Raw genomic sequence first — 14,404 nt, 5'->3', positions numbered from 1 at the left:
GTCGTGCACGGGATCGCCCGCGCGCTGCGCGAGGGAGCTTCGCGCATCGTCGTGCTCCGCGTAGACCGCGGCATGGAGGGCAACTTCTCCCGCAGCTACGTCCGGGGCCTGGACGAGGAACTGGCCGAACACGACCACGTCCTCCTCGTCCGCCACGGGCACGAGGCGCCCGAGGCCACGCAGAAGATCCTCGACGCCATCGCTCCGCGAGCCGTGCTCAGGCTCGGCGAGGTCTACATGCGGGGACACGAACCCATCGAGGAGGACTGGGAGAACGGGTTCGCCGCCAACGCCGCCCTGCAGATCGGCTACCTCGCAGAATGGGGCCACACCCTGATCGCGATGGCGATGCCCGACCACGACTTCCCGCTGACCGAGACCCACCTCGGCTTCTCCCACGCGGCCGCCCGGCGCCTCGGGCTTCCGCCCCTGGAGCGTTTCGTCGTGCCGCGGCCTCGGGAGGCCGGCGCGGCCGCCGTCAAGGCGTTCCTCGCGGCGCACCCCGAGGTGACCGCCGTCGCCGCCTTCGACGACGACATCGCGCTGCGTACTCTGACGGCTCTGCGCGACCTCGGGCGGCGCGTGCCTGAGGACGTCGCCGTGATCGGCTTCGACGAGACCGAGCACGGCTCCCTGTCGACGCCCGCGCTCACCACCATCCACATAGACGCTGAGATCCTCGGCAGGATCGCCGCCCGGACCGCCCTCGGCCTTGACCCGGAAGGGCTGGCACCGGTGCGCGGCCGGATCGTGGTCCGCGCCTCCATGTGACGGTCAGGTAATGGCCGGCGAGCGGCAAGCCGTTCGTTTCGGCGTACAGCGTCTTGCGGTCATCGATCCGCTTGCGCCCCGGGTGCCGGAAACGCCGTTCATGCTTCGGCAGCAGCGGCTCGATCACCGCCCACAACTCGTCGCTGACCTCCCACGGCTTTCGCCGCGTCGTGGTCACCCCCACACAGCACGGGATCACGTCCAACTCCACCGTGCCACAACAAGGTCATTCTGCAAGGACCCCTTATCGGTGTCCCCGGCGAGTCTCGTTCGTGTACCGATGAGTCACCTCGGCGCGCTTCCTTGGCCAGCCGGTTCCGCTCGTTCTCCTCACGACGCTGGGCCTTCAGCGCCTTCCTCGCCGCGTCCTCCGTGCCGGGACCCCGGGCCCCGGCAGACCAGACCGCGCGATCCACTGTGGAGAACGTATGAACCTGCGCCTGTACGGCACTGCGAGCGGTGCCCTTGCCGAATACGTCGTCCACGCAGGTGGGGTCGGGTTTGGGCGTTGGCCGAGGCCGATCGAGTCTCCGGTATCGCGCGGCGCCGGTTGGCGCGGCATGATGATCGGTCGTGCTGCTGAGACTGGCGTACCTGGGTGTGAGGAACGCGTTCGCGATGCTGCGACTGCTGCGGATGAGCGACCGGGAGAAAGATGTCGAGATCCTCGCCTTGCGCCACCAGATCGGCGTTCTGGAACGGCAGCTGAACGGGCAGCAGGTCCGGTTCCACGCGAGCGACCGGGCGTTTTTGGCGTCGCTCCTGCATGGCTTGCCACGGGAAGTGCTGCGCCGGATGCGGCTGCTGGTGCGGCCGGACACGGTACTGCGCTGGCACCGCAACGTCATCGCCCGCCGACACGCTTCCCAGTCCCGGCCGAAGCGCGGAGGCCGGCCCCGCACCGTGCACTCGATCCGGGCGCTGGTGCTGCGCCTGGCCAGGGAAAATCCAAGTTGGGGCTATCGGCGCCTGCACGGTGAGCTGTTCGTACTCGGGGTGAAGGTGGCAGCATCCACGGTCTGGGAAATCTTGAAGGAGGCCGACGTCGACCCGGCGCCCGAGCGGGCCTCCTGCACTTGGGAGGACTTCCTGCGCTCCCAGGCCGGCGCGTTCCTGGCGTGCGATTTCTTCGAGGCCGTCACTCTGTCCGGGGCCCGCTTGTACGTGTTCGCCGTGATCGAGCACGCGAGCCGCCGGATCCGGATCCTGGGCGCGACCGCGAACCCGACCGCGTCCTGGGTGGTCCAGGCTGCGAAGAATCTCGTCATGGACCTCGAGGACGCCGGCTGCCGGGTTCGCTATCTGATCAGGGATCGGGACGGGAAGTTCCCACGGCCGTTCGACGAGGTGCTCAAGGACGCGGGTATCGAGGTGGTGCTCAGCGGCGTCCGGATGCCGCGCATGAACTCGATCATGGAGCGGTGGGTGCAGACCTGCAGGCGAGAGCTGCTAGACCGTACGTTGATCTGGAACCAGCGCCATCTCCTGCACGCCCTGCGCGAGTTCGAGACGTTCTAAACGAGCACCGGCCGCACCAGGGTCTTGCGAATGCCCGCCCTCTCCACTCGTTGCCCGCTCCGATCGAGGACCCGGACCGGATCGCCCATCTGGACATACGACGGCGAGCGCGACTCGGCGGCACCCTCCACGAGTATCAACATGCCGCCTGACCAGCATGGAGGAGGTATTCGGCAAGCGCAACCGTACGGCCGTCGAGTCAGCCGGCACCTCCGAGTCACGGCGCGTCATCGCCGTGGACGGCAAGGCGCTCAAGGGCTCCGCCCGCGGGGACACGGCCCGCCGTCACCTGCTTTCGGCGGTCACCCACGGCCGTGTCGCGACGCTCGCCCAAGTGGAGGTCGATGCGAAGACGAATGAAACCAGGCACTTCAAGCCGCTGCTCGCGCCGCTGGACCTGGCCGGCGGCACGGTGACCTTCGACGCCCTGCACTCGGTCAAGGCGAACATCTCCTGGCTGGTCGAGACCAAGAAGGCGTACTACATCGCCGTGATCAAGACGAACCAGCCCATCGCTCACAGCCAGTTCGCGGCCCTGCCGTGGCGGGACAACGCCGTCCAGCACACCCGTTCGGAGACCGGGCACCGTCGGCGTGAGTCCCGTTCGATCAAGGCCTGCGCCATCGCCGACGAACTCGGAGGTATCGCCTTTCCCTATGCCCGGATGGCCATCCGTGTCCACCGCCGCCGCAAGGAAACCGGCCGCCGCGAGAGCGTCTACGCCGTCACCAGCCTCGACGCCCATCAGGCCGGCCCGGCCGACCTGGCCGCCGCAATCCGTGGGCATTGGGGAGTGGAGAACTCCTCGCACCACATCCGAGACGTCACCTTCACCGAGGACGCCTCCAACTGAAGGCACTCACACTTTGTTAGGAGTTCTAAGGCTCTTGACCTGCGTTGCTTCATCGCGGGGTGTATGCGTGCTGGCTAGAGATCACCTGAGGCGTAGGCCGTCAGGACTCACCAGAAACAGCAGGGACCTTGATCCGCCGTCAAGGGCGTGCTGAATTCTGTCCCGGACCTCCGTGCTGTGCGTGCCCACTCTGCCAGGCCCAGGCCGCGATCTCGACACGGTTCCGGGCCACCAACTTGAGCTGGACGCTGGAGAGGTGCGTTTTCACCGTGGACAGGGAGACGTGCAGTTCGGCGGCGATCTCGGCGTTGGTGCGGCCGACGGCGACCAAGCGGACCACGGCCAGCTCACGATCGGTGAGCGGCTCCGGCAGTCGCGCCGGAGGCGGGGGCACGGTGGCCTGGGGGGTCGTCAGGTGCCTGAGCAGGCGGACGGTAACGGAGGGCGAGACCAGGGAGTCGCCCGTCGCCGCGGCACGTACCGCCTCCGCCAGCAGGGTCGGCCCGGAGTCCTTGAGCAGAAATCCGCAGGCCCCTCCACGCAATGCCCCGTACACGTACTCGTCGAGGTCGAAGGTGGTTACCACAACCACTCGCATAGGATCGGCGACGTTCGGCCCCGCAAGCATCCGCGTGGCCTCCAGGCCGTCCAGCTTTGGCATCCGGATGTCCAGCAGGCACACGTCCGGCCGTACCTTGCGGGCCAGCGCCACCGCCTCTTCGCCGTCCGTGGCTTCGGCGACCACCGTGATGTCGGGCTGCGCGTCGAGGAAGAAGCGGAAGCCGGTGCGGACCATGTCCTGGTCGTCGGCGATGAGGACGCGGATGGGGGCGCCGGGCGGGATGGTTGGGGTGGAGCTCATCATGGCTCGATCATGCCTCAGGGCGGTACGGAACGACGGGCCAGGCGCGGGGGCTGCGGCCCGCCGGTTCGTGGGCAGGCCGTTCAGCGTAGGGTTCGTCAGTCCGCGGTGCGGGCCGGATCGGCCGTCACCTTCCGCAGCAGTGGCCTACTGGCGGCAATGGCGGCGAACATCGCCAGCGCGCCGATGACCATACAGGCGGCCAGTTGCAGGGCGCCGGTGGTGTTGATCGTCGAGCCGACCGCTTTGTTGAGCTGGTAGGAGCCGTAGACGCCCATCGCGGTGGTGCCGCCGGCCAGAACGACCAGGGGCAGGACGGTCTCGCGGACCCGGGCCCGGTTCAACACCTTGAATGGAGTGCCGGCCAGCCGTAGCAGGCCGTAGACGCGGCGCCGGTCGAGGACGTTGGCGGCGGCGGTGAGGCCGGCCGAGGCGGTGGCGACGAGGAAGCTCAGGACCAGGGTGGCGGTGCTGACGTCGGAGATGCGGTCGATGACCGTGCTGTCGCTCGCCGCCGCGTAGTCCTCGGCGTATGGCGGTGTGCCCGGCGCGAGGGCCGTGAGGGCGGTGAGGGCGGTGTCGATCTGCTCCGTACCCCCGGAGACGTGGGCGATCACCCCGGGACTGCCGCCCAGCAGGTTGTCGTAGCTGTCCGTGCTGCCGGTCGTGACGGTCGCGCTGATGCCCGCGCGGTCGAGCAGCGTACGGGCTGCGGTGGCTGCGTGCCGGGAGTCGGCGATGCTCGTGGTGGCCACGGCTACCTGGCCGTGGTGGTCTGGGCCGTCGATGCCCAACTGGCTGACGGAGAAGAAGCCGGCCACGAATCCGGCGAGCACAAGGCCACTGACGGTGCGCCAGGCGGCGCGCGGGTCGTCGCTGAGCCTGCGCGCGGCCAGCAGAGTTGTCGGACGGCGGGCGAAACGGCCCACGATGCGGCCCAGCCGGTCCACGGCCCATGGACCGAACAGCCAGAACGTGCTGTAGAACAGCACCAGCAGGACGAGGGCCTGCCGGGACGTCAGATGGCTGCTCGTGGACTGTGAGATGTAGAGCATGGCCGCTGCGAACAGGGCGAAGCGGATCCAGCGGGTGCGCCGCTGATTCGCCTGCTGGGCGACCCCCAGTGGTGAGGTGGCCACCTGGCGCAGCGTCGATACCGCGCTGATGGTGAGGAGCACGGTGACCCCTGCCACCACGGCGGCGAACCAGGGCAGGCCCACCCACAGTTGACCGGTGTACCAGCCGCCGACGCCGTACGGGATCTTCGCCAGGGCGGGTAGTGATGACGTGTAGGCGAGTGCGCCCGCGAGGGCTCCGGCCGCGCCGACCGTCGCTGCTTCGGCGGCGGTCATGGCGAGGATCTGCCGGGGCGTCGCGCCCGCCAGGCGCAGCGCGGCCAGCTGCTGCTCGCGCCGGGCGGCGCCAAGCCGTCCGGCTGCCGCCGACAGCACGACCACAGGCATCGCCAGCAGCACCACACCCAGCAGCGCCGTCCCCTGGTCCGAGCCCGTGAACAGGGATGCCTTTGTTCCGGAGAATCCGGAGATCGGGGCACGCGCGGCCTGCCCGGTGTCGTACCAGGAGACGCCGCCTTCGGCCGCCTTGGACACGGCAGGGGCGGTCGGTGCGCGTCCCACGACAGCGATCAGTTCGTCGGGCGAGGCGAGACCGGCGGCGCCGAGTGTGCCGTAGGACGCCACCTTGGGAAAGCGGTCGGCCAGTTGACTGGCGGGCAGCTCGTGCAGCAGGTCGGCCAGTGCGGGGGAGACGTACACCTCGCCCTTCTTGGGGAAGGTGTTCAGACCCGGGGGCGGGGGTGTGGCCTTGCGGTCGGGCAGTTGGGCCAGTGAGACGACGGTCACGGGCTTGTGGCGGACGTACGTCGTGGCGAGCGCCTGCACGGCGGTGGCCTGCTTCGCCGCTACGGCGTCGGGGGTGCGCCAGGTGGTGTGGTCGGCGCGGGTGCCGGAGCCGAGGGTCGCGGCGATCATCACCAGCATGACGAACGCGCCGACTGCGGCGGCTCCGGCCGCCAGGAGCTGGCTCTGCAGGCCGCGGCGGCCGGAGGAACGGGCCAGATGCCAGGTCAGCGGGACAACGGGGGAGCGCATGGCGGGTCTCCAGAGGTGCGGTCGGGTCAGGTGACCGTGTAGGGGGTGTGATTGCTGATGCGGCCGTCCCGTACCTGGAGGGTGCGGTGGCAGTGGGCGGCGATGTCGGCGTCGTGCGTGACCATGACCAGGGCGGCGCCGTGTTCGCGGGTGACGGAGGTCAGCAGCCGGATGACCTCGGTGCTGGTGGTCTGGTCCAGGGCGCCGGTCGGCTCGTCGGCGAAGACCACGTCCGGTTCGACGACCAGAGCGCGGGCGATCGCCACCCGCTGGGCTTGACCGCCGGACAGCTGACCGGGCCGGCGCCTCTCCAGTCCGCCGAGGCCGAGCGGCCCGAACCAATGGCGAGCCTGCTCGACGGCCTGTCTGCGCGGGACGCCTTCCAGCATGAGCGGCAGGGCGACGTTCTCCTCGGCGGGCAGCTCCGGCAGCAGTTGGCCGAACTGGAACACGAAGCCGAAACGCCTGCGGCGCAGTGCGCTGAGCCGGTTCTCGCCCAGTTTGTCGATGCGTTCACCGCGCAGGAGGACTTGGCCGCCGTCGGGCCGGATGATCCCGGCGAGAGTGTGCAGCAGCGTGGATTTGCCGGACCCCGACGGTCCCATGATCGCCAGCGACTCGCGCTCGCCGACCTCGACGTCGACGCCGGCGAGGGCGGTGGTGGAGCCGTACTTCTTCGTGAGGCCGTGAGCGGCCAGGACGGTGTTCATGATGTGCCGTGGTCCTCTTCTAGCGCTCGAACTTCCAGGTGATGGACGAGGGTGTGGCCTTGACCACCGTTATGGGGATGGCGACGGTCTTGCTGTCGCTCTTCTTGCCGGTGCAGGTGATGGTGGCGCCGGCGACGGCCGTGAGGCCGGTGGGGCAGGTGACGTTCGTGACCTTGTCGCCGATCCAGGGGAGGGGGTGGTACTTGCTCTGGGTGCGGGCCGCGACGATGTTGCCCGCCAGGGCCTTCTGGCCGCCCACGGTCACCGTGTCGTACTTGTCGAGCCCGGTTGTCGACTCGGTGCCGGATAGGAGATGGGTGCCGACGGCGCCCAGGGCGACCACTGTGGTGGCGCCGCCGACGACGCCGATGAGGAACTTGTTGCGGTGCATTGCGACTCCTGGAAGGGGGAGGGGAGGAAGTGGCTCCACACTCGCCCGTGGGCACTCGCGCCCGCATCGGCCACATGGCCATATTCGGGGAGGGGGCCTTTGGCCGTTCGGCCGATCCCGTGACATGCCCGGTGACCTACGGTGATCGGTATGAAATCCGTTTCCGGCCGTGGCTGTGCACGGGGCTTCGCCGTCGGCATCCTGCTCGCCGCGTGTGTTGCCGACGCGCTCAACGCGGCTGCCGGCCAGACCCCCGCCTGGCCGACGGTGGCCGTGCTGCTGATCGGACTGACTGCCGTTCTGTGGCCGTCCGAACGTCGGCCCGAGTGGTTCACGCCGCAGTTGCGCACTGCCGTTCCCGCGCTCGCCTCGGCTGTCCTGACGGTGGGGGTTCTGCTCGCCGGCCGACCGGCAGCCTTCGGGCCGGGCGAGGCGATGATCCTGCTGTGCCTGCTGTTCATCGCCGTACGGCACTGTCCGCCGCGCTGGGTCATATGGTGCTGTGTGCTCGACGCGAGCGCCCTTCTCGCCATGCCGGTTCGCTACCTGAGGTCGTGGAAGGGCGAGACCCTCGCCTACGGGGTTGTGGGCCTCGCCCTGATCGGCCTCACTGCCGGGCTGGCGGGCTATCTGCGTTCCCTGGACTACCGGCGCACGGTCGCCGTCAGCGAGACCCGCCGGACCGAGCGCCTGGCCATCGCCGCGGACCTGCACGACTTCGTTGCCCACCACGTCACCGGGATCCTCGTGCAGACCCAGGTGGCCCGGATGATGGCGACCACGGCACCGAAAGACCTCGATCCCGTCCTGGCCGGCATCGAACGCGCTGCGACCGAGGCCCTCGCCTCGATGCGCCGCACGGTCGGCGTGCTCCGCGACATAGGTCCTGAGGCCGCCGACCGTCGCCCCGTAGGTGACCTGGCCGCTGTCACCGGGCTCACGGACAGCTTCGGCACCCCGGCCCAGAAAGTCACCCTGCACCGCGACCCCGCGCTGCCCGACGACCTGCCGCACGAGGTACAGGCAGCCGCCTTCCGGGTCGTGCAGGAGGCACTGACCAACGTACGCCGACACGCGGCTGACGCCACCGAGATCACCGTCGCCTTGCGCCACCTCGACGGCCGTCTGGAGGCCACGGTGACCGACGACGGACGTGGAGGCACCCAACTCCCTGATGCCGCCCACGGCGGCGGCTTCGGCCTTGTCGGCCTGAACGAACGCGTCACGGCGCTGGGCGGCACACTCTCCGCCGGACCACGTGTCGGCATGGGGTGGGAGGTGCGGGCGGTCTTTCCGTTGGGCAGGAGCTTGTAGGGCTCCGTTAGGTCTGTCTCGCGGTGCTGTTTGGGGGCATGTTGGGGGTGTGGACGCACATGAAGTGAACCGTGCCCGGGCGAAGTTGGCGCTATTCGTAGCTGTGTGTTTTCCTCGGTGCCGCGCAAGGACCAGCGGGCCAAGGGCGACTGCTATCTGCGGGGACTGATGCTGGACGGGCGGCGGAAATCGATCCAGCCGATGGCGGAGCGGCTGCCGGACGGCAACGAGCAGAACCTGCAGCAGTTCGTGAACCAGTCGACCTGGGATCCGCTGCCGGTGCGGCGGCGGATCGCCGAGCGGATGGTGCCGAGAATCGGCCCGGACGCCTGGGCCGTCGATGACGTGTCGTTCCCCAAGGACGGGAAGATGTCGGTGGCGGTCGCGCACCAGTACTGCGGGGCGCTGGGCAAGCAGGCCAACTGCCAGGTCGCGGTGGCGTGCACGCGGTCTCCGACACTGCTTCCTGTCCGCTGCAGTGGCGGTTGTTCGTGCCGCGGGAGGGGGCGGACGATGCCGTGCGGCGGCAGAAGACCGGGATACCGCAGGAGGTCGGGCACCGGGAGAAGTGGCGCCTGGCCCTGGACATCCTCGACGAGCTGGCCGGGTGGGGTCTGGTGCCGCCGGTGGTGGTGGCCGACGCCGGCTACGGGCAGAACGCCGACTTGCGCGACGGCCTGGACGACCGGGGCATCGGCTATGTCGTGGCCATCCGCTCCGACGTGACGGTCCACCCGCACGACGTGCAGCTCACCGCCCCGGCGTGGTCCGGCAACGGCCGCAAGCCGCAGCCCCGCTACCGGCACAAGCCGTTTTCGGTGGCCGCGCTGGCGGCCGGCCAGGGGCGGCAGGCGTTCACCGAGGTGACCTGGCGGGAAGGTTCCCGCGGGCCGATGCGCTCGCGCTTTCTGGCACTGCGGGTGCGGCCGGCCGGGGTCAGGTCCCGCCGTCTGGCCCAGGCCGCCGCCACCGCCGAACACGGCCACTGGGACGGTGTCCTGCCCGAAGTGACGCTGCTGGTCGAATGGCCCCAGGACGCCCAAGAACCCACCGGCTACTGGCTGTCCAGCCTGCCCGCCGACACAGCGCCGGCCGAACTGGTCCGCCTGGCCAAGATCCGCTGGCGCATCGAGCACGACTACCGGGAACTCAAGCACGGCCTCGGCCTGGACCACTTCGGGGAACGTTCCTGGACCGGGTGGCACCACCACGTCACCCTGGTCACCGCCGCCCACGCCTTCCTCACCGAACAGCGCCTGGCCCCAAAAGCCGATACAGCAACCTCACCCTCTACCAGACCCTCGACGCCATCCAAGACCTGCTGAACTGCTGGACCGGCACCTGCACCACCTGCCACCGCCCCCTGCCCAGAACGTCCACCACCAGCCAGAACCAAAGGGCCAGGCCAACTTAACGGAGTCCTGAGTTGTCCGTTCATCTGTCGATGACGCCTCGCCGGCGTGGAAATCGGTACTGGGGCTGTCCGCCGACGCCGCAGGTCCATGAGCTGTTGAGCCCGCCGTGGCCGTCCTCGAACACCCATTCCTCGGGCACCTCAAGACGCTTCTCGGCGGCATACGCGCGCAGAGCCGCAGTCTGCGAGCCGATCGTCTGGTCCTTCTTCTGCCGGGCCGAGGACACCCGGGCGTAGACCGCCACACTGGTTGTCATCGTTCACTCCTGCCTGCTCCAGGCGATCCGGTAACCGGGCCCGCCGCTGCGGAACCAACACCGCGTAGGCCGCAGCCAAGTCCACCGCCGCGTGGCGGTCGAAGACCGCCTCTGCCACCACCGGCCGGTCGCTCACCTGCCCGGCCGGCCCTCCGGGGCATCCCGCTGCAAGAACTCGGCCAGGGCCTGCGCCACCACCGCAGAGATCGCCCTGTCACTCTCGTGGGCACGGGCGCGAATCTGTCCTGCCAGAGGATTCCGGCAGCTGACGGTGAACACCACGCTCGACTCGGGGACTTCGAGACGTCCAGCAGCCATCGCCTGCTCCGATACCGGCGTGCCTGACGCACCGACACCCCGTACCTGCTCGCCAACGTGCGGGCGGCTGCGGCCACGGGCACACCCGCCCCGACCAGATCCGCGGCGGCGTTGACCCGCCGGGCGTACTCGACGCTATCGGCACGATCACCACGCACCATGTCACAAACTACCCATTGTGACGCTCCTTACCCTCCGTACAGGGAAGGAGTTCCAGCCGACGGTAGCCGAGCGTCACCTCGAAGCAGAAGTTGCCCATTGCGTTGGGGGCGTGCTCTCCCCGCTGCTGGCCAACATCGCCCTGACGGCACTGGACGAGCAGTTCCACGCCCAGTGGCACACCCAGATGGGCACCAGCTGGCAGCGGGAGAAACGCCGCAAGACCGGAACCGGGAACTGGAGACTGGTCCGCTACGCAGATCTATGCCGAACTCGGCATAGGTCCGCTTATGCCGCATGCCGGGTTATGCCGAACCCTGGGGGCAGCAGTGTGGTTGACCTGGTAGCCGGTTTCGAAAGCTTCAGCATAATCCGCGGCATGAGCTGAGCAGTGTCATATCCCTGTCTGTGTAGGCAAGTTGGCTTCCAGACAGGAGAGGATCATGGATGTGGGCGGAGGGCGGCGCCGCGGTCCGGTACCGCTGGTGACGGTGGGAGTGTTGGCACCGTACGAGCTGTTGCTGCGTACGGAGTTGGCGTCCCTGGGGTATGCGGCCGGGTCGGTGACGGACGCGGTTCGCATGCTGAGGCGGTTGAGTGACTGGATGCAGTGGCGGGAGCTCACCCCGGTCGAGCTGACGCCGTCACGGCTGGAGGAGTTCCTGGCTTTCCGGCGGGCGGTGTGCCGGTCGGAGCCGGTGGCCCGGCGGTCGCTCGGCGCGGTGATCAGGGTTCTGCGGGGCGACGGCGTGGTGCCGGCCCCGGCTGCGGCCGGCGGTGGTGCAGTGGAGGAACTGCTGGCGGATTACGCCGCCTACCTTCAGGGAGAGCGCCTGGCGGCCGAGTCCGTCCGTTGCTACTGCGGACAGGCCCGCAAGTTCCTCGACGCGTTGCCCGAGCCGTTGGAGGAGTTGCTGGCGCGGCTGGATGCCGCGCGGGTGACCGCGTTCATGGTCCGGCACGCCGCCGGGGCCGACAGCGTCTGGTCGGCAAAAGCCCTGGTGACCGCAGTCCGGTCGCTGCTGCGCTACCTGCACGTGGACGGCCGGATCCCGCGCCTCTGGTTGCGGCGGTTCCGGGGGTGGCGGGCTGGCGGTTGGATTCCCTGCCCCGCGGCCTGGCGCCGCAGCAGATATCCGCGCTGCTGGCCGCTCCGGACCTGCGGACCCCGGCGGGGCGGCGGGACCGGGCCATTTTGGTGGTGCTCGCCCGGCTGGGACTGCGCGGTGCAGAAGCCGCCGCGCTCCGGCTGACCGATGTTGACTGGCGAGACGGCCAGATCGCCGTGCGGGGCAAGAGGTCCCGCATCGAGCGGCTGCCGCTGCCGACCGAGGTGAGCGAGGCCCTGGCTGGCTACCTGACCAGCGCCCGTCCCCGGTGTTCGACAACGGCCCTGTTCATCACCGCCCGGGCTCCCTATCAGGGGCTCACCGGGACCTGCATCCGGGCGATCATGGGGCGGGCTTGCGACCGGGCCGGGCTGCCGCGGCTGGGAGCCCACCGGTTGCGCCACAGCCTGGCCACCACCATCCTGCAGGCCGGGGCCCCACTGCCCGAGGTCGGGCAAGTACTACGGCACCGCAGCCAGTTGAGCACCGCCGTCTACGCGAAGGTCGACCACACGGCACTGCGGGCCCTGGCACAGCCGTGGCCGGAAGGCGGTGCGCAGTGACGACGGTCCGACAGCACGCGGAAGAGTACCTGGCCATGCGCCGCCGTCTGGGATTCAAGCTGACCAGCTTCGGCGAGAAGCTGATGAGCTTCGTCGGCTACCTGGAACACACCGGCGCCACCACCGTGACCACCCAGACGGCACTTGCCTGGGCGACGGACACCCCGCGCAGCACCGACCAAGTGCACTGGAGCCGACGTCTGATGGTCGTGCGGATCTTCGCCCGGCACCTGAAGACCCTGGAGCCGGCCACCGAAATCCCACCCGACGACGCACTGCCCCACCACTACCGGCGCATCACCCCGCACCTGTTCACCCCCGCAGAACTGGCCGCGCTGCTGGAGACGGCAGACCTGCTCCACCCGGCCTTCAGGGCCCTGACCTGGCACACTCTGATCGGCCTGCTGGCCGTGACGGGCCTGCGCACCTCCGAAGCCTGCGGCCTGGACCGCACCGACGTCGACCTCACCGACGGCCTTCTCACCGTGAGGGACACGAAGTTCGGCAAGTCACGGCAGGTCCCAGTACACGCCAGCACCGCCGCAGCGCTGCGGAAGTACGCCCGGCAACGTGATAGCCAGCGACCTGCACTGAGCACCGCGGCCTTCCTCGTCTCCACCCGCGGCACACGACTCGATGCCCGCAATCTGCCGCACACCTTCGCCCGACTGCTGGACTCGGCGGGAATCACCGCAGGTGAAAGCCACCGCAGGCCCCGATTGCACGACATGCGCCACACGTTCGCGACCACGACCTTGCTGAACTGGTACCGCGACGACGCCGACGTGCAGGCACGGCTGCCGCTGCTGACCACCTACCTCGGACACGCCGAACCGAAATCCACCTACTGGTATCTCTCCGGCTCGCCAGAACTGATGGCGCTGGCCGCAGCCCGCCTGGAACACAGCTTCGGAGGCCAGCCTCGAGCGACCTCGCGCCCCTGCTGCAGGGCTTCTTCACCGACAAGCTGATGCTTCAGCTCCAGGCCAGCGAGCAAACCATCGCCGCCTACCGGGACACCTTCACCCTCCTGCTCGGCTTCGCCGAAGGGCGCACCGGCCGCCGCCCCGCCCGCCTGAGCATCGCCGACCTGGACGCGCCGGCCATCGGAGCGTTCCTCCAGCACCTGGAAACCGTCCGCGGTAACACCGCCGCGACCCGCAACGCCCGCCTGGCCGCGATCCGTTCGTTCTTCCGCTACGCGGCCCTGCGGGCCCCCGAACACGCGGCGGTGATCCAGCGCGTCCTGGCGATCCCGCCCAAACGCTTCGACCGGGCCATCGTCAACTACCTGACCACCACGGAGACCGATGCCCTGGTCGCCGCCCCGGACCGCACCACCTGGACCGGACGCCGTGACCACGCTCTGCTGCTGACCGGCGTTCACACCGGACTGCGGGTCAGCGAACTGACCGGCCTCACCCTCCAGGACGTCCACCTGAGCACCGGCCCTCACCTGCGCTGTCACGGCAAGGGCCGCAAGGACCGGTGCACCCCACTGACCACCAGCACCGTCAAAGTACTCAAGATCTGGCTGCGAGAACGCGGCGGCGAGCGCGGCGACCCGCTGTTCCCGACCCGCCGCGGCACCCCGCTCAGCCGGGATGCCGTCGAACGCCTCGTCACCAAGCACACCCGGACCGCCACGGCCACCTGCCCGTCGTTGGCCGGCAAACACGTCACTCCGCACACCCTGCGGCACAGCACCGCGATGGCGCTTCTTCACTCAGGAGTCGACATATCCGTCATCGCACTCTGGCTCGGTCACGAATCAACTGAAACCACTCAGATCTATCTACATGCCGACATGAGCATCAAGGAACACTCGCTTGCCCGCACGGCTCCCGCCGGGAGCCCACCCGGGCGCTACACCGCCCCAGACACCTTGCTGGCATTCCTCGGGACGCTCTGAGCGGCGGGCAAAGGTTATGCCGACTGCTTTGGTCCGGATGTCCACTCCATCGGGCTCCTACCACGACGGTCGGCATAACCCGGCATGCGGCATATGCGGACGACTTCGTCGTCCTCGTCAGCGGCCCGGCCCACCGGGCCGA

At 69.2% G+C, this 14,404-nt stretch carries 12 protein-coding genes and 3 pseudogenes; 9 read left to right on the top strand and 6 right to left on the bottom strand.

Annotated features, from left to right (window positions below):
• The first annotated feature begins 3 nt into the window (after positions 1-3).
• Complete coding sequence (locus OG289_RS08955) at positions 4-771, top strand: LacI family DNA-binding transcriptional regulator (protein ID WP_327313480.1); 768 nt, start codon at positions 4-6, stop codon at positions 769-771.
• Between the two features lie 46 nt (positions 772-817).
• Here OG289_RS08955 and OG289_RS08950 read toward each other — a convergent pair.
• A pseudogene (locus OG289_RS08950) lies at positions 818-949 on the bottom strand (IS5/IS1182 family transposase); the annotation flags it as partial.
• 395 nt (positions 950-1,344) lie between these two features.
• On the opposite strand from OG289_RS08950, the pseudogene OG289_RS08945 reads away from it, so the two are divergent.
• Both OG289_RS08945 and OG289_RS08940 read left to right on the top strand, forming a co-directional pair.
• A pseudogene (locus OG289_RS08945) lies at positions 1,345-2,441 on the top strand (integrase core domain-containing protein).
• 5 nt (positions 2,442-2,446) lie between these two features.
• Positions 2,447-3,142 carry an ISAs1 family transposase gene (locus OG289_RS08940; protein WP_327313479.1) on the top strand — a complete coding sequence of 232 codons (696 nt, stop codon included), beginning with the start codon at positions 2,447-2,449 and terminating at the stop codon, positions 3,140-3,142.
• A 139-nt stretch (positions 3,143-3,281) separates the two neighbouring features.
• Here OG289_RS08940 and OG289_RS08935 read toward each other — a convergent pair whose 3' ends face one another.
• From OG289_RS08935 to OG289_RS08920, 4 genes are all read right to left on the bottom strand, one after another.
• A complete protein-coding gene (locus OG289_RS08935) occupies positions 3,282-4,007 on the bottom strand; it encodes a response regulator transcription factor (RefSeq protein WP_327313478.1) in 726 nt (241 codons plus the stop codon).
• A 95-nt stretch (positions 4,008-4,102) separates the two neighbouring features.
• A complete protein-coding gene (locus tag OG289_RS08930) occupies positions 4,103-6,115 on the bottom strand; it encodes an FtsX-like permease family protein (protein ID WP_327313477.1) in 2,013 nt (670 codons plus the stop codon).
• A 26-nt stretch (positions 6,116-6,141) separates the two neighbouring features.
• Positions 6,142-6,825, bottom strand: a complete 684-nt coding sequence (locus OG289_RS08925) for an ABC transporter ATP-binding protein (RefSeq protein ID WP_327313476.1) — start codon at positions 6,823-6,825, stop codon at positions 6,142-6,144.
• Between the two features lie 19 nt (positions 6,826-6,844).
• Complete coding sequence (locus tag OG289_RS08920) at positions 6,845-7,216, bottom strand: DUF4333 domain-containing protein (RefSeq protein ID WP_327313475.1); 372 nt, start codon at positions 7,214-7,216, stop codon at positions 6,845-6,847.
• A gap of 150 nt (positions 7,217-7,366) precedes the next feature.
• Here OG289_RS08920 and OG289_RS08915 point away from each other — a divergent pair, with 150 nt between their 5' ends.
• Together OG289_RS08915 and OG289_RS08910 are read left to right on the top strand one after the other, a co-directional pair.
• Positions 7,367-8,530 carry a sensor histidine kinase gene (locus OG289_RS08915; protein ID WP_327313474.1) on the top strand — a complete coding sequence of 388 codons (1,164 nt, stop codon included), beginning with the start codon at positions 7,367-7,369 and terminating at the stop codon, positions 8,528-8,530.
• 49 nt (positions 8,531-8,579) lie between these two features.
• Positions 8,580-9,855, top strand: a pseudogene (locus OG289_RS08910) (IS701 family transposase).
• Between the two features lie 109 nt (positions 9,856-9,964).
• Here the strand turns inward: OG289_RS08910 and OG289_RS08905 are convergent.
• Entirely contained in the window at positions 9,965-10,201 is a 237-nt protein-coding gene (locus OG289_RS08905; protein ID WP_327313473.1) for a recombinase family protein, read from the bottom strand.
• A 920-nt stretch (positions 10,202-11,121) separates the two neighbouring features.
• Between OG289_RS08905 and OG289_RS08900 the strand changes: the two genes are divergently transcribed.
• From OG289_RS08900 to OG289_RS08885, 4 genes are read left to right on the top strand one after another with little or no spacing between them, the layout of a single operon-like run.
• Positions 11,122-11,931, top strand: coding sequence for a hypothetical protein (locus OG289_RS08900; RefSeq protein ID WP_327313472.1), 810 nt, complete (start codon positions 11,122-11,124; stop codon positions 11,929-11,931).
• The gene (locus OG289_RS08895; RefSeq protein ID WP_327320622.1) at positions 11,820-12,350 is read left to right on the top strand and encodes a tyrosine-type recombinase/integrase; all 531 of its coding nucleotides are present in this window, start codon (positions 11,820-11,822) and stop codon (positions 12,348-12,350) included. Before OG289_RS08900 ends, OG289_RS08895 begins: the two co-directional genes overlap by 112 nt.
• Positions 12,347-13,321, top strand: a complete 975-nt coding sequence (locus tag OG289_RS08890; protein ID WP_327313471.1) for a tyrosine-type recombinase/integrase — start codon at positions 12,347-12,349, stop codon at positions 13,319-13,321. The genes OG289_RS08895 and OG289_RS08890 overlap by 4 nt, the downstream gene beginning before the upstream one ends.
• Complete coding sequence (locus tag OG289_RS08885) at positions 13,321-14,262, top strand: tyrosine-type recombinase/integrase (protein ID WP_327313470.1); 942 nt, start codon at positions 13,321-13,323, stop codon at positions 14,260-14,262. The genes OG289_RS08890 and OG289_RS08885 overlap by 1 nt, the downstream gene beginning before the upstream one ends.
• Positions 14,263-14,404: the final 142 nt, after the last annotated feature.

Source organism: Streptomyces sp. NBC_01235, from assembly GCF_035989285.1.
GTDB lineage: Bacteria > Actinomycetota > Actinomycetes > Streptomycetales > Streptomycetaceae > Streptomyces.
Note: the sequence above shows the minus strand (reverse complement) of the source record. Positions and strands in the feature narration are given on the sequence as shown.

Bases quoted from the DNA above. Each gene is read 5' to 3' on its own strand.
- OG289_RS08940 (WP_327313479.1), top strand. From the start codon at position 2,447: ATGGAGGAGGTATTCGGCAAGCGCAACCGTACGGCCGTCGAGTCAGCC.
- OG289_RS08935 (WP_327313478.1), bottom strand. From the start codon at position 4,007: ATGATGAGCTCCACCCCAACCATCCCGCCCGGCGCCCCCATCCGCGTC.
- OG289_RS08930 (WP_327313477.1), bottom strand. From the start codon at position 6,115: ATGCGCTCCCCCGTTGTCCCGCTGACCTGGCATCTGGCCCGTTCCTCC.
- OG289_RS08925 (WP_327313476.1), bottom strand. From the start codon at position 6,825: ATGAACACCGTCCTGGCCGCTCACGGCCTCACGAAGAAGTACGGCTCC.
- OG289_RS08920 (WP_327313475.1), bottom strand. From the start codon at position 7,216: ATGCACCGCAACAAGTTCCTCATCGGCGTCGTCGGCGGCGCCACCACA.
- OG289_RS08915 (WP_327313474.1), top strand. From the start codon at position 7,367: ATGAAATCCGTTTCCGGCCGTGGCTGTGCACGGGGCTTCGCCGTCGGC.
- OG289_RS08905 (WP_327313473.1), bottom strand. From the start codon at position 10,201: ATGACAACCAGTGTGGCGGTCTACGCCCGGGTGTCCTCGGCCCGGCAG.
- OG289_RS08900 (WP_327313472.1), top strand. From the start codon at position 11,122: ATGGATGTGGGCGGAGGGCGGCGCCGCGGTCCGGTACCGCTGGTGACG.
- OG289_RS08885 (WP_327313470.1), top strand. From the start codon at position 13,321: ATGCTTCAGCTCCAGGCCAGCGAGCAAACCATCGCCGCCTACCGGGAC.